General features: G+C 37.9%; 20 protein-coding genes. 5 read left to right on the top strand and 15 right to left on the bottom strand.

What is annotated here, in order from left to right:
* The first annotated feature begins 164 nt into the window (after positions 1 to 164).
* From BCL90_RS04095 to BCL90_RS04085, 3 genes are all read left to right on the top strand, one after another.
* Complete coding sequence (locus tag BCL90_RS04095; protein ID WP_121282743.1) at positions 165 to 1,535, top strand: sigma-54-dependent transcriptional regulator; 1,371 nt, start codon at positions 165 to 167, stop codon at positions 1,533 to 1,535.
* 67 nt (positions 1,536 to 1,602) lie between these two features.
* Positions 1,603 to 2,958 (top strand): sensor histidine kinase, encoded by a 1,356-nt coding sequence (locus BCL90_RS04090; RefSeq protein WP_121282742.1) that lies wholly within the window; start codon positions 1,603 to 1,605, stop codon positions 2,956 to 2,958.
* Between the two features lie 84 nt (positions 2,959 to 3,042).
* A complete protein-coding gene (locus tag BCL90_RS04085) occupies positions 3,043 to 5,232 on the top strand; it encodes a bifunctional alpha,alpha-trehalose-phosphate synthase (UDP-forming)/trehalose-phosphatase (RefSeq protein WP_121282741.1) in 2,190 nt (729 codons plus the stop codon).
* A 374-nt stretch (positions 5,233 to 5,606) separates the two neighbouring features.
* On the opposite strand, the gene BCL90_RS04080 is transcribed toward BCL90_RS04085, so the two are convergent.
* The 14 genes from BCL90_RS04080 to BCL90_RS04010 form a co-directional block, all read right to left on the bottom strand.
* The gene (locus tag BCL90_RS04080) at positions 5,607 to 7,391 is read right to left on the bottom strand and encodes a glycoside hydrolase family 15 protein (RefSeq protein WP_121282740.1); all 1,785 of its coding nucleotides are present in this window, start codon (positions 7,389 to 7,391) and stop codon (positions 5,607 to 5,609) included.
* A 667-nt stretch (positions 7,392 to 8,058) separates the two neighbouring features.
* Positions 8,059 to 9,327 carry a glucose-1-phosphate adenylyltransferase gene (locus tag BCL90_RS04070; protein WP_121282738.1) on the bottom strand — a complete coding sequence of 423 codons (1,269 nt, stop codon included), beginning with the start codon at positions 9,325 to 9,327 and terminating at the stop codon, positions 8,059 to 8,061.
* A gap of 8 nt (positions 9,328 to 9,335) precedes the next feature.
* Entirely contained in the window at positions 9,336 to 10,748 is a 1,413-nt protein-coding gene (locus BCL90_RS04065) for a glycogen synthase (protein WP_121282737.1), read from the bottom strand.
* A 447-nt stretch (positions 10,749 to 11,195) separates the two neighbouring features.
* Complete coding sequence (gene cobA / locus BCL90_RS04060) at positions 11,196 to 11,990, bottom strand: uroporphyrinogen-III C-methyltransferase (RefSeq protein ID WP_121282736.1); 795 nt, start codon at positions 11,988 to 11,990, stop codon at positions 11,196 to 11,198.
* A gap of 163 nt (positions 11,991 to 12,153) precedes the next feature.
* Positions 12,154 to 12,687, bottom strand: coding sequence for a hypothetical protein (locus BCL90_RS04055; RefSeq protein WP_208529840.1), 534 nt, complete (start codon positions 12,685 to 12,687; stop codon positions 12,154 to 12,156).
* A gap of 78 nt (positions 12,688 to 12,765) precedes the next feature.
* Entirely contained in the window at positions 12,766 to 13,218 is a 453-nt protein-coding gene (locus tag BCL90_RS04050; RefSeq protein WP_121282735.1) for a MarR family winged helix-turn-helix transcriptional regulator, read from the bottom strand.
* Positions 13,208 to 13,645: an EVE domain-containing protein gene (locus tag BCL90_RS04045; protein WP_121282734.1), complete on the bottom strand. Its 438-nt coding sequence runs from the start codon at positions 13,643 to 13,645 to the stop codon at positions 13,208 to 13,210. Before BCL90_RS04045 ends, BCL90_RS04050 begins: the two co-directional genes overlap by 11 nt.
* Before the next feature lies 1 nt (position 13,646).
* Positions 13,647 to 14,066: an SRPBCC family protein gene (locus tag BCL90_RS04040; RefSeq protein WP_121282733.1), complete on the bottom strand. Its 420-nt coding sequence runs from the start codon at positions 14,064 to 14,066 to the stop codon at positions 13,647 to 13,649.
* 255 nt (positions 14,067 to 14,321) lie between these two features.
* Positions 14,322 to 15,572 (bottom strand): sulfate adenylyltransferase subunit 1, encoded by a 1,251-nt coding sequence (locus BCL90_RS04035; RefSeq protein WP_121282732.1) that lies wholly within the window; start codon positions 15,570 to 15,572, stop codon positions 14,322 to 14,324.
* A gap of 144 nt (positions 15,573 to 15,716) precedes the next feature.
* Positions 15,717 to 16,622, bottom strand: coding sequence for a sulfate adenylyltransferase subunit CysD (gene cysD, locus BCL90_RS04030; RefSeq protein WP_121282731.1), 906 nt, complete (start codon positions 16,620 to 16,622; stop codon positions 15,717 to 15,719).
* A gap of 82 nt (positions 16,623 to 16,704) precedes the next feature.
* Positions 16,705 to 17,406 (bottom strand): phosphoadenylyl-sulfate reductase, encoded by a 702-nt coding sequence (locus tag BCL90_RS04025; RefSeq protein WP_121282730.1) that lies wholly within the window; start codon positions 17,404 to 17,406, stop codon positions 16,705 to 16,707.
* 2 nt (positions 17,407 to 17,408) lie between these two features.
* Entirely contained in the window at positions 17,409 to 18,920 is a 1,512-nt protein-coding gene (locus BCL90_RS04020) for a TSUP family transporter (RefSeq protein ID WP_121282729.1), read from the bottom strand.
* Positions 18,904 to 19,680 carry a uroporphyrinogen-III C-methyltransferase gene (cobA, locus tag BCL90_RS04015; protein ID WP_121282728.1) on the bottom strand — a complete coding sequence of 259 codons (777 nt, stop codon included), beginning with the start codon at positions 19,678 to 19,680 and terminating at the stop codon, positions 18,904 to 18,906. Before cobA (BCL90_RS04015) ends, BCL90_RS04020 begins: the two co-directional genes overlap by 17 nt.
* Positions 19,681 to 19,785: 105 nt before the next feature.
* Positions 19,786 to 21,876, bottom strand: a complete 2,091-nt coding sequence (locus BCL90_RS04010; protein WP_121282727.1) for a HEPN domain-containing protein — start codon at positions 21,874 to 21,876, stop codon at positions 19,786 to 19,788.
* A gap of 748 nt (positions 21,877 to 22,624) precedes the next feature.
* On the opposite strand from BCL90_RS04010, the gene BCL90_RS04005 reads away from it, so the two are divergent.
* Positions 22,625 to 22,855 carry a hypothetical protein gene (locus BCL90_RS04005; protein WP_121282726.1) on the top strand — a complete coding sequence of 77 codons (231 nt, stop codon included), beginning with the start codon at positions 22,625 to 22,627 and terminating at the stop codon, positions 22,853 to 22,855.
* A gap of 2 nt (positions 22,856 to 22,857) precedes the next feature.
* A complete protein-coding gene (locus tag BCL90_RS04000) occupies positions 22,858 to 23,226 on the top strand; it encodes a type II toxin-antitoxin system VapC family toxin (protein ID WP_121282725.1) in 369 nt (122 codons plus the stop codon).
* A gap of 287 nt (positions 23,227 to 23,513) precedes the next feature.
* Here the strand turns inward: BCL90_RS04000 and BCL90_RS03995 are convergent, their stop codons facing one another.
* Positions 23,514 to 23,960: an RrF2 family transcriptional regulator gene (locus BCL90_RS03995; protein ID WP_029275042.1), complete on the bottom strand. Its 447-nt coding sequence runs from the start codon at positions 23,958 to 23,960 to the stop codon at positions 23,514 to 23,516.
* Positions 23,961 to 23,987: the final 27 nt, after the last annotated feature.

Below are 23,987 nucleotides of genomic sequence, written 5' to 3'. Positions count from 1 at the left end.
GTTCGATTTCCCTTATGCCAAGCTTGTGCCAAAACCTAAAAACATATTTAAAACACTAGCAATCAATAATTTAAAAGTTTTTATTATTTTTATATGTTCATTATCGAACAGTTGATGTGCGGGAGCGGACAGTTTTATTACTTTAGCGCATCAAATTTAAATTTATGTTAGACGCCACAGTTTTAATTATCGATGACGACGACGATATCCTGCTTAGTGCCCGTTTGTTTTTAAAACAGCAGGTTAAGCAGGTAATTACCTGTAAATCGCCTAAGGAGATCAATGTTTTATTGAGCAAAAATGAAGTAGATATCATCCTGCTTGATATGAACTATCAAAAAGGTGCGAGTGACGGTCGTGAGGGATTATATTGGCTCGAACACATTTTATCCATTGATAAAGATTATGTAGTCATTTTAATGACAGCCTTTGGAAATGTTGAACTGGCCGTTAAGGCAATTAAAAAAGGTGCGACTGATTTTATTTTAAAGCCCTGGGAAAATGAAAAACTTTTCGCCACCATTTCTGCGGCCTCAAAACTACGGGAATCGACCAGAAAAGTTAAAAAACTGGAAAAAATACATTCTTCCTTGCAAAAAGACCTGACCCGTGGTTTTGAAAATATCGTTGGTCAGGCTGATAGCATTAAACACCTACAGGCCACTTTGGTTAAAGTTGCACCTACTGATGCAAATGTATTAATCTTAGGAGAAAATGGTACGGGAAAACAGGTTTTTGCTTATGAAATCCACGGAAACTCGCAGCGCAAAAATCAGGTTTTTATGCATGTTGATTTGGGGTCCTTGAACGAAAATTTGTTCGAAAGTGAGCTTTTCGGTTATGCCAAAGGTGCTTTTACCGATGCAAAAGAAGATAAACCCGGACGGTTCGAACTGGCAGATGGAGGAACAATTTTTTTAGACGAGATTGGAAATTTAACGCTACCGCTTCAGGCCAAATTATTAAGCGTTTTACAGAACCGTACGGTTACCCGTTTGGGCGAAAGCAAAGAACGTAAAGTAAATGTACGCTTAATCACTGCCACCAACATGCCACTAAACGAAATGGTAGCAAAAAACACGTTTCGGCAAGATTTACTTTTCCGTATCAACACTGTTGAACTCTTATTGCCACCATTACGGAAACGTGGAACCGATATTTTACTGTTGGCGAATCATTTTATGCAGGTTTTCAGTTCAAAATATCACAAAGAAATCCGTAAATTAAGTCATAAAACAGAAGATGTACTTTTAAATTATAAATGGCCGGGCAATGTGCGCGAATTGCAGCATGTTTTAGAACGTGCAGTAATTATGAGCGACGGAAACGAAATTTCTGAAGATGATTTACAGTTGAGTCCGCAGCGTTTTGCACAGAACAATTCAATGCCCGACGAAATGGCACTCGAGGATATGGAAAAAATGATGGTGCAAAAAGCCATTGATAAACACAAAGGAAACATATCAAGAGCTGCAGCCGAATTGGGTTTAACCCGCGCAGCACTGTATAGAAGAATTGAGAAATTTGGAATCTAAGCTGAAAGCTAAAAGACCAAAGCTTAAAGCTTTAGTCTTTTAGCTTTGGTCTTTTAGCTTTAAAAACATGTTTTACCAACGTTTTACCTTCCGTTTAATATTCCGCCTGCTGATTATCAATTTACTCGGCTATCTCCTGTTTTACCTGATTAAAAATACTCAACTCTGGTTTACTATAATAGGAGTTGCAATGATTTTTTTGGGTACTATTATTTCACTTTACTATTATATCAATCAGATTCGATCGGATATTAACCGTTTTATCTTAGCTGTTAAAACGAGAGATCATACCTTGAACTTTAAAAATAAAGTAACGAGGGGAAGCTTTCCTGAATTATACGAATCGTTTAGTGATATTTTACAGGTGCACAAGCAGATCAGATTAGAACAGGAAGCCATGTTTCAACTGATTAAAACCATTTTAGAACAGGTTCCGGTTGGTGTAATCGTAGTGAACAATACAAAAGAAGAAAAAGATGAGGAAATTGCCTTTTTCAACCAGGCTGCGTCAAACCTTTTGGGTGTACCCGCTTATAAGTACTGGCACCGGTTGAAACAGCATCTCCCGGCATTTGGAACAGAAATAGAGCAGATTTTAACGGGCGGAAAGCGGTTTTTGGAACTAAAAATCCAGGATAAACTGATCCAGTTATCAACAGAGGTAATCCCCTTAAACCTTTACGGGAAAAACTATACCATTATCAGCTTTCAAAACATTAAAGATGAAATTGAACAAAAAGAAACAGAAGCATGGAATAGATTAATTGGCGTAATTTCTCATGAAATTTTAAATTCGATTACCCCAATCAGTTCATTATCTGATACCATTAACAAAATGGTAACCGATAAGAAAATACTTACTGAAGATGAAATGGACGATTTAAAAACAGCCTTACAAACCATACAGAGACGATCTTCGGGTTTATTGGATTTTGTGAAAGACTATCGATTGATTGCAGAATTACCAACGCCTAACCTCGAATCACATACCATCGGCGAGATTTTAAAACACATTAAAATATTAATGCAACCATTTGCCAGGGTAAAAAATGTGGTCTTGGAAGTAGAACAAACTTCCTCAAAAATTACGGTCCAGCTTGATTTGAAATTAGTGGAACAAGTGCTGATCAACCTGATTACTAACAGCATTTATGCTGTAGAAAATAGTACACATCCACAAATCAACGTGAATTATCGCTTAGAAAACACTAAACTGTATATTGATGTAACCGATAATGGAAAAGGTATTGATGCCGGTGATCTGGAAAAAATATTTGTTCCGTTTTACACCACCAGGAAAAATGGATCGGGCATCGGACTAACGATCAGTCGCAACATTATGAAGATGCATAGAGGCAGTATCGAAGTAATTTCTACTCCTGAAAGTGGTACCACTTTTTCATTGGTGTTTAACTATGTTTAATCATTTGAATGTTTTTTTGACCTAAAAATTCAAACAAAACCAATTTGATATGCTTTTAATGATATAGATACATCAAATACAAGCATGAAGACAGTTATAATATCGAACAGACTACCCGTTAAAATCATCGAAGAGAACGACGAATACACGTTTATTCCCAGCGAAGGTGGCCTTGCTACCGGGCTTGGCGACGTGTACAAATCAGGCAACTCCATCTGGATCGGATGGCCAGGAATCGAGGTTCCGGAAGAACGTCAGGAAGAAGTTACACAAAAACTTGCTGAATTAAATCTATATCCGGTTTTCCTCACTCAAAACGAAATCAATTTATATTACGAAGGCTTTTCAAATGAAGTATTATGGCCGGTATTTCATTATCTGGTTACTTACGCACATTACGAACAAAGTTATTGGGACTGCTACCAATCTGTTAATGAGAAATTTGCAAAAAGTGCCATGCAGGTATTGGGCAGAAAAGATAAAATCTGGATTCAAGACTATCAATTGCTCCTTCTACCTGGAATTTTAAGAGAAAAACTTCCTAATGCTACCATCGGTTTTTTCCAGCATATCCCCTTTCCATCATACGAAATATTCAGGTTAATCCCCTGGCGGGAAGAACTTTTAAATGGACTTATAGGTGCTGATTTAATCGGTTTCCATACTTTTGATGATGTTCGCCACTTTATTAGCACGGCAACACGCCTACTCCCCGTAAATTCATCATCAAACGTACTCAATAGCAACGAAAGGCAGATTGTGGTAGAAGCTTTCCCGATGGGAATTGATTATGATAAATTTTCGAGCTTAACTGCTACCGAAAAGGTAAAAAAAGAAATTGATTATTTCAGGACCGGAAAAGAAGAGATGAAAATAATCCTTTCTATCGACCGCCTGGATTATAGCAAAGGTATTTTAGAAAGGTTAAAAGCTTTAGAACTTTTGCTTCAGGTCCATCCCGAGTATATAGGGAAAATAGAACTTTTTATGATCGTGGTACCCTCTCGTGATACAGTACCTCAGTACAGTGAGTTAAGAGATCAGATTGATCAGTTTGTAGGTAATTTAAATGCACGTTACCGCTCTATTAATTGGATTCCGGTGAATTATTTTTACCGTTCCTTCCCTATTGAGGTATTATCGGCACTTTACGCCTCCGCAGATATCTGTTTGGTTACGCCAATGCGTGATGGCATGAACCTGGTAAGCAAGGAATACATTGCCAGTAGGAACAATAATGACGGTGTGCTTATATTAAGTGAAATGGCCGGTGCTTCTAAAGAATTAACCGATGCCGTAATAGTTAATCCGAACAACCTTGGCGACATTATGGAAGCCATTGTAACTGCATTAAAAATGCCTTTGGATGAGCAACAGCAACGCATGATAGCCATGCGGGTAATTGTAGAAAAATTCAATGTGAAACATTGGGTAAACAATTTTATTTTAAGATTAAACGAAGTGAAAGATTCTCAAAAATCGTTACTAACGAAACATGCGGTAAATACCATTAATGAAGTAATTGCTGCAAAATATGCCAAAACAACCGATCGGGTACTGTTTTTGGATTATGATGGTACACTGGTAGATTTTACCGGAAATATTGATGATGCCTCTCCAGATGATGAACTTTACGATTTAATAGAAAACCTAACCATTGATAACGCCAACAAAGTGGTGATTATAAGCGGAAGAAGAAATGAAACCCTGGAACAGTGGTTTGGGCATTTAAAGGTAGACCTGATTGCAGAGCATGGAGCCTGGCAAAAATCGTACGGAGATAAATGGAACAGCCTGCCATTACTTACCGACCAATGGAAACAGGAAATAAAGACTTTATTAGAAACCTACACAGACCGCACCCCAGGATCGTTTATTGAAGAAAAAAGTTATTCCTTAGTTTGGCACTACCGAAAAGCAGAAGAAGGGTTAGGCGATTTAAGGGCGAATGAAATTATCAGCCACATGAAAATACTTGCTGCAGATAAAGGCTTGCAATTGATGCCGGGCAATAAGGTAATTGAGTTTAAAAACATGGAGGTTAACAAAGGCAAAGCAGCCTTAAATTGGCTTTACGATAAGAAACCAGATTTTATTTTGGCACTTGGCGATGACCATACCGATGAAGATATTTTCAGGGTATTACCAGATGATGCTTTTACCATAAAAGTTGGCAACAATATCTCTGAAGCGAAGTACTATTTAAACGATTTTAAGGAAGTAAGAAAGTTGCTTTGGAGTTTGGTGAAGGAAGAATTTGTGGAGCGGGGTTAAGAAGTATATCGTCATTTCGAGCGGAGTGCAACGTAGTCGAGAACCACGGAGTGCTCAGCGAAGCTAAATCTGTTGAGATAGATCTATCCATTGCACTGCGTTCCAGTCGAGATGACGACACTTTTATTGAAATCTAACTCCAAGGTCTGTGTCCCCACAGACCTTTTTCATCTCATAAGGTTAAAAATAAATCCCGCAGATGCAATATGATTTTCGCAGATTATTGGCCCTCGAAAATCTCTTATCTGCGGTACAATAAATTATAATAGCTTTGACAACTTTAATATGCGTTGCGCGTGTTAAAGCTGTCAAAGCTTTTTGTTGGTCTGGATTTGCAATCCAGACCTTCTAATTGTGGATTTGCAATCCACATATTACAAAAATATCGGCCTGTCCAGTTTAATAGCAATACGGTAAGCCGCATTCATTAAACCTACATGGCTATAAGCTTGTGGGAAATTTCCCCACTGACTACCTGTTTTAGCATCAACATCTTCGCTAAATAACAGTAGATGGTTACAATATTTAATGATGTTTTCAAATTCCTTAATCGCTTCATCAGTACGTCCAACGCAAGCCAACGCTTCCACATACCAGAAAGCGCAGATTAAAAATGTTGTTTTCGGCTTCCCGAAATCATCAGCATGCAAGTATCTGTAAAATAGTCCGTCCTCCGTTTTCAATTCTTTTTCCAAAGCAATTAAATGATCCTTTGCCCGATCTGAAGCCGGATCAAGATAGTTCATCATAATCAATTGTAAAGTACTCGCATCTAAATGTGGACTTCCAACGGCATTAGTATAAACCTTTCTTTGCGGATCATAACAAGCTTCAATGTGTGCCGCAGCTTTGTCGATTAAAACCTTTGCCCGTTTTTCAAAATCTTCATTTCCTATAGTTTTAGCCATTTTTAAAGCCGCCTGCGCTCCTGCCCATTGAAATAAGTTACTGTAACAATGTACATTGGCAATATTTCTGAATTCCCAAATTCCGGCATCCTTTTCGTCAATGGTGCGTTCAATTTTAGAGAGTACACTTTCAATCCACTTTACCGAATCGCTTCGTTCAGAAAAAACAAAACGGTGATCGGTATAAAGTGGTAACATTGAAATTAAAACCTGTCCATAAATATCATTTTGAATATGTTCGTAAGCCTGGTTTCCTATCCTGATGGGTTGTTCGCCTTTGTAGCCTTCTAAATGACTTAGCGTATGCTCCGTAATTTGCCTTTCTCCTGCAATGCCATACAAAGGTTGGTAGCGTGTATCTTCCGCGTGAGAAATATCAGAAAGGTAATTAAAATACTTCTCCATTTCTTCAAAATGACCGATATGGTTGAGCGAAGTTAATACATAATGTGAATCTCTTAACCAGCAATAGCGGTAATCCCAGTTTCTGGTACTCCCAGGTGATTCTGGTAAACTGGTTGTACTTGCGGCTATTATTGCTCCGGTGTCTTCGTATTGGTGAATTTTTAAAACCAAGGCTGATCGGATAACAAAGGGCTGGTAAAAACCCGCTATTGAAGAGTGTTTAATCCATAAGCGCCAATAAGAAACGGTTTCACGAAGAAAATTTTCGGCCGTACTCACTACAGGTGCTTCAAGGTTTTGTCCATAAGTCATAACGAGGTATTTTGCCTCATTTAGTACAAATGCCTTTTCATCGATGATATAGGTAAGCGACACATTGGTGCTTAAACGAATATTTTCATCACAGCCCAGATAATCAATGTGATTACTGCCCCGGCTCGATTTCATTTTACCTTTTCCGTAGTCACAAACCGGTTCGCATTTTATGGTAATGCGTGGATTACCCTCCAAAGGTTCGATCTTTCTGATCAACATTAGTGGTTTAAAATAGCGATCGTATAGGCGAAAACGTGGTGCAAAATCTGTAATCCGGTATTTCCCGTCTTCGGCGGTAATCTCTGTTCTTAAAACATTGGTATTTTCGATATAATATTGGTCAGAAGTGAATTCACCCTGTGGTAAAATCGAAAACTCCCCTCCTTTTTTCTCGTCCAATAAACTCCCAAAAACAAACGGACTATCGAAACGTGGCCAGCAAAGCCATGAGATATCAGTATTTTTATTTACGTGTGCAATGAAAGCGCAATTTCCTATAATTCCTGTTTGATAAAGGTGCTGTTCGGCCATAGACTATATTTTTTGTTTATTTACTAACAAGCTTATTGGGAAAATGTTGGGTAAAGATTAAAAAAGAGGCTGTATGATAAATTGTATTCACTTCGTTTTGTCATGTTGAGCCTGTCGAAACGCCTTGTAAGACATCTAAAACAGGCCCTTCGATAGGCTCAGAATGACAATTCTATATTATGATACAAGATTCCAGAAAGAAAATTCTGGTTACATTTTGAAATGTATGGTTCTGTGTTAATGGCGGCCAGCGATAGCAGGTTTAATTGGGAAAAACTTCAGAAGTTTAAAAGGGGCACTAACTCGGGCCAAATCGGAAGTTGGGTGCAGATACACCATAATTCCGCGTTAGGGATTGTAAGGGTTCAGTGCCGATTAAGCATCTGTTTTTATTTAATTACGGTATGCTTGCTTGTTTCACAGGTCTTCATCGGTACCGGAGCGAAGCGCAGCCCTGAAAAGCCCGACCTTTTCCAGTATTTCACGGGATTGGGGAACGCCCAAATCAGTTACTGGTTTATATTCGCAATTCCCTTAATTGTGATTATGTTTTAAAACCTTAGAGGTTTGATAAAAGATTCTTCGCTGCGCTCAGTATGACAATCAGGCAATAAAAAAGCCAGCCCCGAAAAATCGGGGCTGGCCTAATTTATGAGTTATGATTATCTTAAATTACCGTTCCACTAGGTACTACTGCACCTTTCTTGATCACAACAATACCATCTTTAACAGCATAAAGTTCAAAGTCGCCGTCTTCTAAATGGTCTCCACCATTAATTTTAACATCATTTCCTATGCGACAGTTTTTATCGATAATTGCATTGTTGATATGACAACGATCTCCGATACCAATTAATGAATTCCCTTTATTGGTTTCTTCCTGAATTTCTTCAAGCGTTTGATAGCGATCGCTTCCCATAATATAAGCATTGGTAACTACCGTGTCCTTTCCGATTCTCGACCTGATCCCTAAAACGGCATGCTCTACCCTGCTGGCCTGAACAATGCAGCCTTCTGCAATAATGGTTTTATCTAAGGTAGTACCCGAAATTTTTGATGGTGGTAACATTCTCGCCCTGGTAAAAATAGCATGGTTGCTATCGAACATATTAAATTTAGGTATTTCATCTGTCAGTCCTAAATTGGCCTCAAAGAAAGATGAAATATTTCCAATATCGGTCCAATAACCTTCGTACTGATAGCTTAAAACCCTGCTCTGAGAAATCGCTCTTGGCAAAATCTCTTTACCGAAATCTTTTTCCTCTTCATTCTCATTTAAAATATTGATCAGGTACTCGCGGTTGAAAACATAAATACCCATCGAAGCTAAGAAGTTCCGTCCTTCGCCCTGCATTTCTTGTCCGGTATCCGAAACCCATTCCTCTAAACCCGTTTTAGGCTTTTCAATAAAAGAGGTAATCATGTTTTCCTCATCGGCCTTTAAAATACCAAAATCTGTCGCATCTTTTGCCGTTACCGGAATAGTGGCAATGGTAACTTCAGCATTGGCTTCGATATGTTTTTCGATCATATCTTTAAAGTCCATCTGGTACAATTGATCGCCGGATAAAATTAAGATGTAATCGAATTCGTGCGAAACAATGTGATGCATACACTGACGAACGGCATCTGCTGTACCCTGGAACCAACCTGAGTTTTGTACAGTTTGTTCAGCAGCCAAAATATCAACAAAGGCCGTACTGAAATGGCTAAAGTGATAGGTGTTTTTAATGTGTTTATTTAGCGATGCTGAATTAAACTGGGTTAACACAAACATTCGGTGAATACCGGAATTTAAGCAATTTGAAATCGGAATATCTACCAATCGGTATTTACCAGCAATTGGAACTGCCGGTTTAGAACGTGTTTGTGTTAGTGGCGATAATCTAGAGCCCTGGCCACCGCCAAGGATAACGCCTAAAACTTTGTCAGTCATGTTTAAGCTTATTTTAATATTTGGTATAATTCTATATAATTTAATGCTGCGTTATCCCACGAATGGTCTATCTTCATCATCGTTTTTCTAACTGCTTTAAAAGCTTTTTTATCATGATACAATTCAACAGCACGGTTTATGGCGTGGGTAACATCCCAAATACTGGTCTGATCATGGCAAATCCCAAAGCCGTTATCACCTATATCTGTTACCGTATCTTTCAATCCGCCTATCCGGCGCACAATCGGAACAGTTCCATACCTTAATGCATAAAGCTGATTTAAACCACAAGGCTCTACCCTCGATGGCATGATCAGAAAATCTGCACCAGCATACATCTCATGCGAAACTTGCTCATTATAACCAATATAGGCATTATATTTACCTGTAAAAATGTCTTTCAATTGATTTAACCGGCCTTCCACCCAATCATCACCTGATCCCAATACCAGAATATTTATATTGTCGCCATGCTGTTGTAAAGCTGTATAAAAAATATCAGGCAATAAATCTGCACCTTTTTCATCAACTAATCTACCAATAAAAGTAAACAGTGGCTTAGAAGGATCTAATTGAAAAACATCACAGAGTGCTGTTTTGTTTGCCAATTTCCCTGATTCAACTGTTTTTAAATTGTAACCTTTGCTCAGCATCGGATCTGTTGCAGGATTCCAAACCTCGCTGTCGATTCCATTTAAGATGCCTACCGATTTCCAGCGCTCCTGCCTTAACAAACTTTCTAATCCACGGGCATTATTCATCATCTCATCCAGGTAACTTGGCGATACCGTGGTTACTTTCCATGCACATTTAATGGCCGATGCTAAAGGGTTAATCGCATCATCCCAGCCCAACAAACCGCCTTTCCATAAATCGAAAGCTGGTAAATAATAAAGTTTTTCCCATCCAAACTGTCCCTGATATTGTGCATTATGAATGGTCAAAACTGTTGGAACATTACTAATTGGCTTATATTTTATGGAGTTGGCAACCATAAACGGCACTAAACCAGTATGGTGATCATGACAATGAATCACATCCGGACGGTGCTCCCATTGTACAATCCAATCGAGGGTGGCAATCTGAAAGGCAACAAACCTTTCCGTATCATCGCTGTAACCATAAACATTAGGGCGGTCTGTTAAACCCTGGATATGGATCACGTATAAATCAAAGCCTAATTTATTGGTTTTTTCTTTTAAGATGCGGTACTGAAAGTGGTGATTACCGTAATTTGCCCATGCATCATAAGTTACTTCGAACTCGCTTTCGCGTATAAATTTGGTATCGTATGCAGGCACAACCACTTTGGCAATATGGCCCAGTTTATTCTGATATTTTGGTAAAGCCCCTACCACATCGGCCAAACCGCCAACTTTTGCAACAGGGTAACACTCGGCGCTTATATGTATAATTTCCATCAACTATTTGGTGTAGATAACCCAAGTAAGTTACTAATTGTTTTGAGCTTTGCAAATAATGTAAATTATAATTTTAGTTGATTATTTTAAACGAAAAATCATCATCTCGACTAAAGCAAAGCGGAATGGAGAGATAAAATTCAGGTATTTTTTTTATTAGAAAGTGAATGTTTGATTCTTTGTGGCGGCCTGTAGCCCTGCTTTACGCTATAAGTCCTCGCTGCGCTCCGGGCTTCCGCTCCAATCTGGCTTAAAAACAAAGTTGGTTCCTGTCAAACGTAGGAAACATAAATTTCAGCGATGATCATCTTAAATCTGCGGGACAATACGACCAATAGTTTCCTACTAATGTCGCAGATACACGCAGAGTTTGAAAATTAAAAAAACCGCTTAAATCCATAAGCGGTTTAACAACAAAACAAATATATTTTTTTGGTTTAAAAATAGCTAATATTCTTCGGCGATGATTTCGTAAAAATCGCGTATTGGCTGAAATTGAGGATGTAAGGATACTACATCTCCAAACACCAATAGTGCAGGTGCATCAATTTTTTTATCTTCAACAATTTCTGCAATAGTATCTACAATGCCAATAGCAATTTTTTCCTGTGGGGTAGATCCATTCTGGATGACGGCTACAGGCAACTGATTTTTATTTTCTGCCTGGAAAATTGCTGCGATTTCTTTTACTTTTTCAATTCCGTTTAAAACAACAATGGTTGCTTTGGTTTTTGCCGCAATGTATAAATCTTCAGAAATTTCTCCTTTGGCATTTGTTCCGGTTACTGCCCAGAAACTTTCACTAAGATCTTTATAAATCATCGGGATCTTTTGCAAACTCGGTGCGCCTGTTGCGCTCGAAATACCAGGAATAATCTCGGTTGGAATGCTGTACGATTCTGCAGCATCTATTTCCTCATATCCTTTTGCAAAGAAAAACGGATCGCCACTTTTTAAACGTACCACATGACCATAATTTAAAGCATAATCAATAATCAGCTTGTTTACTGCATCCTGAGAGAAAGATTCATCATCAGAACGTTTGCCCACATAAACTTTCGGAATACCATCTGGCGCATGACACAATAAAGCTTCGTTCACATTTGCATCATACAACACAACATCGGCTGTTTTTAATGCTTTAACACCTTTTAAACTAAATAAATCCGGATCGCCAGGACCAGCACCTATTAAAGTAATTTTGGGTTCAATGTTCGCTTTTTCTACTTTATTCAAAATCATAACAGAAAATTTATGCTCGTTATACGTTTGTTTAATTACACAAATATATAAAGTCTATGGGAATTGTAGTAATTTATTTTAAAATAATTTTACCTCTCATTCTGAACGCAGTGAAGAATCTCTTAACGATGAAATGCAGCAATTTAAAGATCCTTCACTGCGTTCAGGATGACAGCAAAGAAGAAAAAAACCCGCGTTTTCTGTGCTTCCGTGGCAAAAAAATATATGAGTACTTATTACAGTTCACTTCGGCAAAAGTAAACTTGCCAGCTTCATAATTAATGGGTTTGCCTTTAACAAAATATGACCTGCCCAGCGTAGTTTCAATCTGCGCAACGCCCATAATGAGTTTACCATCTTTCTTTAAAAATGCCAATGGATTGGTAAAAGCTTTGGTGGAATCTTTACCGGTATTAAAGCGATAATCAACCAATAAAGTATCACCATTAAACTTGCCGTCGATTTTACCATTATTTTCAGGTTTATCAGCATATTTCACTAATAAGGATCCTGTCACCTTACCAGATGCCATGGTTTTTACAATCATGGCCGCGCTGTCTTTTTCGAAGAAAGCCGCATAACAGGTTTGATTGATCACGGAATCCTTTTTTGCGGCATCAGTCTTTTTTTCTGATTGGTTACAGGCAAAAATAAATGGAACAGTAGCAAAAACGAGGTATAAAAAATTTCTTTTCATGTGATTTGTAATTGGGTTGTATTATACAATATATGAAGAAGATGAAAGGTTTTAATTATTTCCATAATCAAAGTTCTACTATTTATTTTCAGCAATAAGATCAATCACAAGCGCATTAAAATCCAGTCGCTTACTTTTCAATACCGAAAAAAAATCAACATCAAACTTTTCAACCGTTTTCAGTGCAAGCCTTGTTACCGAAATGCCATTATCGGTAAGCTGAACAATTTTTGCCCTTGTATCTGTACTATGCTCTTTACGCGCCAAAAAACCCTTGCTTTGCAAGGTACGGAGAACAGTAGAGGTTGTCATTGGGTCGATTTTACTATGCGCAGATAAATCTATCTGCGTAACATTTTCTTTCTCGCCAGATAACCACAGCAAACTTGCCAATAACACAAACTGAGAATGGGTAAGGTTATGCACCTCCAGCACTTTTTTTATACCCCGCTGCCATAATGCCGTTACCTGCCATAACAAAAAGCCCGAACTATCATCGGCACTTTTAACACTAAAACTTTTATCCGGCATCTTTTCTTAACATTTCTTTATTGATCAATTCGAAATCCGTTTTCTTTATTTCAAAAAATCCAAAACGGAAAGGATAACCCCACGATTTCTTATTTTCTATAAACTGAAGTTCCGGAATTAGTGGCAATATCGAAACTTCGTTACAATTCATAAAATTTATATTTCTTTTAAAGGGTTTAAAATCTTCAGAATACTCAAATTGATAGGGTTCGCCTACCTTAACCTGGCCTATTGCTGTAAAAGCCTGGCACTTTTCTTCTCCACCCATTGATTGTTTTGAAGAATAAAAAATTACCCAATCGTTGGGCTTTAACCTTTTTAGCGGCGGCAGTTTACCATGATTAGCCTGCATAAAACCTCCGCTTACACCTCTTTTTACATGATCTTTGGAAGCTGCCACGATCCAATATCTTTCGTTGTTTTCCATTTTAATTTTTCGAGGCATTTTTAATCTGCAGATGAATATCGCTTTCCAGGTTTGCCACAATATCTTTCATCACTATTTTATTCCATAAAAAAGCTAATGCGCCGGTCATGGTCATTGTGGTAGTAATCTTTAAACCATCAGGTGTTTCTTCATACCAATGCTCACCATTCATTTTTGCCAACGGAAAAATGGTTTCATCTTTAAAATAAACATCAGGTTTAACTTCAACAAGTTTGATGTTAACATTTGGTCCGCCTTTTGGTTTAAATAAAAAACCCGATCCCGATTCGAAATTGCCTTTAAGTTTCGAATTTTCTACCGAGCTATCCCAATTTTTCCACTCATCTACATTCGACATGAGTTTCCAAATTTGTTTTTTACTGATTGCTTTAGTGGTTACTGAAAATGTTTTCTGTATCATAATTACTTATTTAATAAGTACAAATATAATAAGTAAACTTATTAAATAAAATATAATTAACATTTAAAATTTTATAAAGAAAAACGGGGCTACCATTTGGCGCCCCGTCGAAATTGCTTTCACTTTAGATTTTTCCTAAAGCTTCCATTATTATATTTGGTTGTGGTTCTCTACATCGATATTTTCAGGATCGTAGGATCAATGAATAAAATAATGATCTCGTCGATTTTCATTTTCCCTTATCCATTTTCCATCCTACTCAACTGCCGCCCTGAACATTAAAGCACCAACAGTTAAGTTAGTACGGGTATCAACCAAAATGGCAGAACCATTTGCGCGGTTATCGTCGTATAGGTCAAATGCCAAAGCATCAGCGGTTTTAACAATCACGCGGCCAATATCATTTAGTTTAAATTCTTCTGCAGCATGTTTCTCTAGTGAGTTAATATCTACCTTATGCAGAATTTCGCTGATTTTACATTTAGTAATTTTGCTATTATGCTGAATGTTGTACATTATCGAGGTATCCAAGGTACGGGTATCCATCCAGCAGAGATCAGCCTCAATCAGTTTTGTTTCCTGTGGCAAAGCCGATGCATTTACAATCGTATCGCCACGGCTAATGTCTACGTCATCTTTTAAGTGAATGACAACCGATTGGCCGGCGTGTGCGGCATCAAGCGTTTGATCAAAAAAATCGATTTTCTCTACAGTAGAACTTGCACCACCTGGCAATACCGTAACCTTATCATTTAAATTAAAGGTGCCGCTTAATACCCTACCGGCATAACCTCGGTAATCGTGCAATTCTTCTGTTTGCGGACGCACCACCCACTGCACCGACATACGGGCCAATTGCGATTTGTCCAGGTTGTCGGTATCAACTTTCTCTAAGAAATGTAATAGACTTTCTCCTTCATACCAATCCATGTTACCAGAATTTTGTACAATGTTATCTCCTTTTAATGCACTTACCGGAATATAGGTTACATCGGACAGCTTTAATTGCTGAGCCAAAACTTTGTACTTTTCTATAATTGCACTATAAACCGTTTCGTTATAGCCAACCATATCCATTTTATTAATGCAAACCACCACATGTTTAATTCCCAATAGGGAAACGATATAAGAATGACGGATGGTTTGCTCCACTACACCGTTACGTGCATCGATTAAGATAATCGCCAGGTTAGCGGTAGAAGCACCTGTAACCATATTTCTGGTGTACTGAATATGTCCTGGGGTATCGGCTATGATGAATTTACGCTTCTCTGTTTGAAAGTATTTATAAGCTACATCAATGGTGATGCCCTGTTCGCGTTCTGCTCTTAAACCATCAGTAAGAATGGCTAAATCTATTGATCCATCGTCATTTTTGCGGTTCGAGCTCTGTAAAGCTTCTAACTGATCGGCCAAAATAGAATCTGTATCGTATAACAAACGGCCGATTAAGGTACTTTTACCATCATCTACACTGCCTGCTGTAAAAAATTTTAATATGTTCATGCTTATAGTATTAAGATATTAGTATCAAGTATCAAGACATACTGCAGTCTATCAATTCCATACTCATACTTAGTTTATTTAAAGGTTAAGTTTTTTAGTTTGCATCCAATCTTGATACTCGCTACTAGCTACTCGATACTCAATTTAAAAGTACCCCCCTTTTTTCCTGTCTTCCATTGCGGCTTCAGAAACTTTATCATCCATACGGGCACCACGCTCCGAAATTTTAGAAGCGCTGATTTCAGAAATAATGTCATCAATCAAAGTAGCATCCGATTCTACCGCAGCAGTGCAGGACATATCGCCCACTGTACGGAAACGCACCTGTTTACGTTCTACAATATCATCACTATCCATGTTTAAAAATGGCGAGGCAGCCATCAATTGTCCATTACGGGTAATGCAATCCCGCTCGTGCGAGAAATAAATGCTTGGAAGGTCTATTTTCTCTCTGCGGATATAATTCCAAACATCTAATTCTGTCCAGTTACTGATCGGAAATACACGGATATTTTCTCCTTTGTGGATTTTACCGTTATAGATGTTCCAAAGTTCAGGACGCTGGCGTTTTGGATCCCATTGACCAAATTCATCACGAACAGAGAAAATACGTTCTTTAGCCCTTGCTTTTTCTTCATCTCTACGCGCGCCACCAATACAGGCATCAAACTGGTATTTTGCAATGGTATCGAGTAAGGTAACGGTCTGTAAAGCATTTCTACTGGCATTTTTACCGGTCTGCTCTACAACTTTACCCTGATCTATTGATTCTTGCACAGAACCGATGATTAATCTTTCGCCAATTCGTTCTACCATCTGATCGCGGTAAGTGATGGTTTCTTCAAAATTATGGCCTGTATCAATATGCACTAAAGGAAAAGGAAATTTTCCCGGACGAAAAGCTTTTTCTGCCAAACGAACTAAAGTAATTGAATCCTTTCCACCCGAAAATAAGAGGGCCGGTTTTTCAAACTGACCTGCTACTTCACGCAAAATGTGAATGGCCTCGGCCTCCAGTTCGTCTAAATAATCAAAATTATATGTACTCATTATCAAATGTTGTCTTTGTTGTTGTTGTTAAATTGCTGGGAGGTTTGAACCCCATTTTCCATCTCCCATCTTACTTCTTCCCTCAAGAAGCTGCGTGTAAACCGCATTCTTTTTTGCTCTGATCTTCCCACCACCATCTTCCGGCCCTAAAATCTTCGCCTGGCTGTACTGCCCTTGTACATGGCGCGCAGCCTATACTCGGAAAACCCTTATCATGCAGCGTATTGTATACAATGTTGTTTTCTTTAATGTATGCTTTCACATCATCTAAAGTCCAATCGAAAATAGGGTGAAATTTAATCAACTGGTTCCCTTCATCCCATTCTAAATCGTGCATATCCTCACGGTTGGCACTCTGATCGGCCCTGATGCCTGTTACCCAGATTTCGTTTCCTTTTAATGCTCTTTTTAAAGGTTCGATTTTACGGATGTAACAGCATTCTTTTCTATTTTCTACCGACTCATAAAAGCTGCTCGGGCCTTTGGTATTGACCATATCCTGTAATAATTCGTTCAGCGGATAATAGGCATGAATGGGTTTGTTGTAAATTTCTAAGGTACGGTTCCAAACGTAATAGGTTTCAGGAAACAAGCGTCCGGTTTCTAAAGTAAAAACCTTGATTGGAATATTATTGGCAAAAATTAAATGGGTAATCGCCTGGTCTTCCCAACCAAAACTGGTCGAAAAAATAATACGGCCGGCATATTGATCTGCCAAAAATTTCAGTTTATCTACTGTACTTAAACCTGCCAGTGCTACTTTTATCTCCTCTAGGTTCTCCATCACTAAATTAATTTTAAAATAAACATAATCACACTGCGCAAGCTCACAATCATTACAATAATCCCCACAGCAACCATAATGGTTTTTGCCGAAATTTTGTTCGATACTTTTGCAGCAATCGGCGATGCGATTGCACTACCGATAATTAAGCCTAAAACGGCTTCCCAGTGTTTGCCACCTAACATGGTGAAAAATGTAAGCGAACTTAAAGTGGCAATAAAAAAGCGGCTGATTTTTACTGTACCCAAAGAAAATAAGGGGTGTCGGCCACCTGCAATTAAGCTCGATAATACGATCGAACCCCAGCCGCCGCCGAAGGCAGCATCGATAAAACCACCAACAAAGCCCAATAAACCAATTTTTTTAATTTTTTGATCGGCTTTTTTACGCTTGATATTAAAGGCCTTCATTAAAATAACTCCACCTAAAAACAAGGTATAAACCGCTACAATAGGCTTAACATAAGCACTGTAATGCTCAAGTGACGATAAGATGTAGGCGCCTAAAACGGCTCCAATTATCGCTGGAATAATTAAAATTTTGAATAATTTCCAGTTGACATTGCCCATCCGGTAGTGCATCCAGCCGGCAATTCCATTGCTCATTACCTCAGAAATGTGAATCGCCATACTTGCTGATGCAGGAGGTAAACCCATCGCCAACGAGAACGATGCCGTAGTAACCCCGTACGACATGCCGATTGCGCCATCAATTAATGCAAATAAAAATCCGGCGCCTAAAAACCAATAGAATAAAGGATCAATATTGATCAGGAAAGTCTGAAATTCTGGCTCGGTATTCCATAAAGAAAAACCAATTGCTCCAATCAGTAAAACTGATGCCACCCAGATTAACCATTTAATGTTCCGCTCGGCAAAACTTTTTCTAGGGTTAATTAAACTTTTGGTAACCTTATTCAGTTTTTTAACCTTTGCTGAAAAATCGCCGTTTAAGGTTTGACGCAAGGCACTCATATTCTGTAAGGTTTCGTCCAGTTCTGCTGGTAAACCCTCATTTAAAATCTGCTTTAAACGTTTTGCTATGGTTGGCGATTTTCCATTTGTAGAAATGGCAATCTTCAAATCGCCTTTTTGAACGATTGATCCCAGATAGAAATCGCAGAGTTCTGGCTTATCTGCCACATTGATCAACAAACCACGCTCGTGCGTAACCTTTCTGATCTCTTCATTTAAAATATTGTTATTGGTTGCCGCAAAAACGATATCAATATCGTTCAAGTCGTCTATGTCAAAACTTTTCTGCTTAATTTTTATGAGCGGATAATTTGCTATCAGCGTATAAATTTCTGGAGATACAAGCTCTGCCACAATAGTAATGGTAGCACTATGGCTGTTATTTACAATCGCGGTTAATTTCTCTAACCCAATATTTCCTGCACCAATTAATAATGTACGCAGCTTGTTCAGCTTTACAAAAACCGGAAAGAGCTGGTTACCTTTTTCTTCCTCAGAAAAAGACGCTGCATTATCAGGTTGGTTAGGCAATACTTGCATATTGTTTAATTAATTTCTTAAATGATGGATGTAATGATACAACTTCTCCAAAAATTAATAAAGCCGGAGCTTTAATATTTTCTTGCTGCACTAAACTTTCTATGGTTTCTACCACGCCCACTACTAATTTTTCATCTTTTGCCGATCCGTTCTGCACCACTGCAGTTGGTAAATGATGTTTGCCAGCCGCTTTAAAAATCTCTACAATTTTAGGTAATTTTTTAAGTCCCATCAGTACCAATACCGTAGCTTTTGACTTTGCTGCCTGATAAATATCGGCAGAAACCTCTCCAGAAGTGGTAGTACCAGTGATTACCCAAAAGCTTTCGCTCATGCCTCGGTGTGTAACCGGAATCTGCTGCAAACCCGGTACACCGATAGAACTCGAAATACCCGGAATTACACTTACCGGAATGCTATATGATGCCGCATAATCAAGTTCTTCGTAACCTCTGCCAAAAACAAATGGATCGCCACCTTTTAAACGCACTACGTGACCATAGTTTAAGGCATAATCGATCATTAATTTATTGATGGTATCCTGAGGATAAGAATGCTCACCTGAACGTTTTCCTACATAAACTTTAATGGCTTCTGCCGGAGCATGCTCCAATAAAGCTTCGTTGGTTAAGGCATCATACAATACCACATCTGCAGTTTGCAATGCTTTTACACCTTTCAACGTTAACAAATCAGGATCGCCAGGACCAGCGCCCAAAAGGGTTATTCTTGATTCTATATTTAATTTCTGATCGCTCATCTTTATATTTAATTTGGAATTATTGAATTTTGAATGAGTGAATGTTTAATAGCAAGTGTTTATCATCATTCTTTAACTCAATCATTCTCTAATTCTATCCTTCAATTACTTCACCAATACCGCTCTTTTTTCCTTAATCTGATTTAAAAATTGATTGGCTTCTTCAAAATATTTTTGTGCAAACTCAGCTGTTGGTTCGTTTTTATTGATCTGTAAAACCAGGTCAGAGAAATTGGTCGGTAAATTAAATTCTCCGGTTTCTACATAATGGTTATCAAATTCGCGAATCACACATACCTGCGTACTACTGTTTACGCCTTTATCTAACAGTAGAGATTTTGCGGCGCTTACAAAAGTGCTATAAGTATGGTAAATGGCATCAGCATAAGCACCTTTATCTAAGTTTTGCTTTGCCCAGCCAAATTTTTCGTCGGCCTCTAATAATAAAGTAGCTACTAAATCGATCACCACTCCAGCACATTCGCCTACACCAATTGCAGTTACAAACTCTTCTACGTGTCCCCAGTCTACAAATTCTTCTGTTTTAAGGTTGGTTAAATCGGCCAAAGGTTTTAACAACTGATAAAAATGGTCTTTACCTTTTCTATCATAATATTGGTGAAAGTTTTCATCCTCCAGGTTATTGGCTTTAAAATCATTTAAAATGAAGTGTAAAACACTTGTTGCTCTTTTAGAAGGCACTTTAATTACACGTTCTGCAACACGGCCAACACCATTACCAACAGTACCGCCACCAAGCATTACCTGCACAGCCGGAACCACTTTCCCTTCAGCTTTTACTGAACTTCCGTGGAAACCAATCTCTGCCAAGCCATGCTGACCGCAAGAGTTCATACAGCCACTGATTTTGATCTTGATGCTTTTCTCGTAGATAAACTCAGGGAAATCGGTATAGATTACTTCTTCCAAAACTTCAGCCAAGGTCATTGAATTGGAAATTCCTAGATTACAGGTATCGGTTCCTGGGCAAGTGGTAATATCAGCTAAACTATCAAAGCCAGCTGTAGTAAAACCAATTTTATTTAAGGCAGCATATAATGAAGGTAATGCTTCTTTGAGTACAAACTTTAACAGCAATCCCTGGTTCTGGGTAATCCTGATTTCATCAGCCACATATAACCTGATAGCATCAACAAAAGCCCTTGCCTTATCGGTTTTGATATCGCCCACCTGAACTTTAATATACACGCCATAAAATCCGGTCTGTTTTTGTTCAATTACGTTGGTGGCTAACCAATGTTTATAATGGGCTTCATTTAATATTTCTACCGCAGGATATTCTTGTTCTAAAGGTAACGTTGGCTGAGGTATTGTATTAATGTCTATTTTAAAGGTTTTTACTTTGTTGGCAATACGCTCTTCGGCAACCAAACGTAAAACTTCTCCTAAACCTAGTTTTTGAACCAGGTATTTTAAACGTGCTTTGTTACGGTTGGTACGTTCGCCATAACGGTCAAATACACGAAGAACAGATTCGGTAAAAGGAATTAACTGATCTTCAGGTAAAAATTCATGAACCGCATTTGCAAGAAAAGGTTGTGCACCTAAACCACCAGCAAATAACACCTTAAATCCACGTTCCCCTTTTTCGTTAATTTTTGGAATAAAACCTAAATCATGAATGTAGCTAAACGCAGTGTCTCTATCGCTGGATGAAAAGGAGATTTTAATTTTCCTGCCCATTTCCTGACAGATCGGATTACGCAAAAAGTAAGCAAATACCGCCTGCGCATAAGGCGAAACATCAAAAGGTTCTTCTGCATCTATCCCAGCATTTGGAGAAGCGGTTACGTTACGTACCGTATTTCCACAAGCCTCGCGAAGCGTAATATCATCTTGTTCGAGTTTGGCCCAGAGTTCTGGTGTACGATCTAAACTCACGTAATGAATCTGGATATCCTGACGGGTGGTTAAGTGTAAATTGCCGCTTCCGTACTCATCCGCAATATCGGCAATGCGCAATAACTGTTTAAAAGTCACCTTCCCAAAAGGCAATTTAATACGCACCATTTGCACACCAGGTTGTCTTTGTCCGTAAACACCACGGGCCAAACGGAGGCTTCTAAACTTTTCGTCGTGGATGGTTCCATCTCTAAAAGCTTTAATCTTATTCTCTAAATCGATAATGTCCTGCTCGACAATCGGATTTTCGAGTTCTGTTCTGAAACTTTGCATATATGTTGTTAGCTTTATTTAAAAAATGCTTCCCTGTAACCGAGAAGCATTCCATATTTTATACTTAAAATTACTGTAGGCTCCTGTTATTGGGTTTTACAACAATACATCATTTGCATAACGATTAACTTGTTAGGTATAAAATTGAAGTTCATACATCAAATATATAAAGTATATAGGAATAGTAGTAATTTATTATAAAAAAATTTACATAAAAGAAACGTCATTTCGAGTAGAGCGTGGCGAAATGGAGAAATCTGTAAATTAAATTCTTAAACAAGAGTAACTGAAAACTGCGAATTGAAAATTGTTAACTGATTTGGGCGTTCCCCAAGCTGGCGCAAGGGTCGGGCTTTTCAGGGCTGCGCTTCGCTACGGTACCGATGAAAAATCGGTACTGAACCCTTACAATCCCTAACGCGGAATGATCGCGTTATTCGACTATTGATTTAGCCCGTACTTATACCAACTTGAAACTTAGGAAGAATATTATATATGTACCCTGACGATATAGATATTAGCTAAACGCTAAAAATAAAATATAAATTACTAATTATTAATTAGTTGAAATTTAACTTTCGTTTTTTCTGTTCGATGTTTATAATTTTTTCAATATGGCAGATTCATCTAAAATAATGATCCATGTAGAAAAGAAGGGTCAAGAAAGAAAGTTTTTACTTCTATTTTGATATACTGAAAACTTTATTTTTAGTATTTTTGTTTATATCTCATCATAATATATTTCAGCATGGAGCTCATTTTAAAATCAAATAACGAAGAAAGTCTTGCGAAGATTATTGCGTTAGCTAAGAAATTAAATGTGATTATTGAAAAGAAAGATATTGATTTTAATAATTCAGTTAAGGTTAATCTTAAAAACCGTATTCTTAATTTTAAAGCTACAACATCTTCGTCTTTTGGCGATGCGGCTGAATGGCAACAACATCAACGTTCTGACCGTGAATTGCCTTTTTCATAGGTATGGCTTTTCTTTTAGATAGTAATTTAATTATTTATTCGTATTCAAATGAGTACGAATACTTAAGGGAGTTAATTATTGATGAATCCTGTATAGTATCAGAAATATCTCGCGTTGAAGTACTCGGTTATCATGCATTGAAGAAAGAAGAAGAAAAGTACTTTAATGATATTTTTGAATATGTACCAATTATTCTTCCTGATCAAAACATATTTGATAAGGCTATTGAAATTCGGAAAAAGTACAATCTTAAACTTGGCGATAGTCTTATTGCCGCTACTGCTTTAGTACATAACCTTGAAATCTATACCCGCAATTTAAGCGACTTTGAACGAGTTAAAAAATTGAAGTGTATTAATCCCATTCGTTAAGTCTTTGGTACTCATCTTAATTTGAGAATCACTATAAAAACCTGCATTGTGCTACCATCTCCGTTAAATAAACCCGATTGAAGTGGACATTCCGATCCTTCATCGGAATAAAACGGAAAGCGGGACTGAAAACCACTATGAAAAAGGAACTTTCATTTCCAAAAAAAAACCAAGCTCAATAAATGAATTAATATTTTAAACTATACAGGTCTAAGAGATACATAATAGATGCTGAAACAAATCCGATAGCTATCGGATCAGCATGACGGATTAGATACAGAAAAAGACTATAAATTAACGATACCGATCTTCAGGTTATCCTCACGACCGATTACATCTGCGATGCTGGTTTCGGTTAAAACCTTAAGTGTAGCATCCCGTACATCAATAAAGGCACTTCTAATTCCACAGGTTTTCTCATCTACACATTCATCACATTTGTGGTAAAAGTTTAAACTTGCGCATGGAACCATGGCAATAGGACCATCAGTTACACGCATCACGTGTACCAATAAAATCTCCTCAGGTTTTTTATTTAGGCTATAACCGCCGCCTGCACCTTTTTTGCTGTATAAAAAGCCAGCATTACGCAGATCGAGCAGAATTTGTTCTAAGAATTTTTTCGGAATATGCTCCTCCTCTGCAATCTTTGAAATCTGCATTGGTGGTTTATCTAAATTTTTACCAAGCGCAACAAGCGCTTTAATGGCATATTTTGTTTTTTTGGACAGCATATTCGCACAAAGCTAATAAAAGAAAGT

It is taken from the genome of Pedobacter alluvionis (assembly GCF_003664035.1).
GTDB classification, from domain to species: domain Bacteria; phylum Bacteroidota; class Bacteroidia; order Sphingobacteriales; family Sphingobacteriaceae; genus Pedobacter; species Pedobacter alluvionis.
Note: the sequence above shows the minus strand (reverse complement) of the source record. Positions and strands in the feature narration are given on the sequence as shown.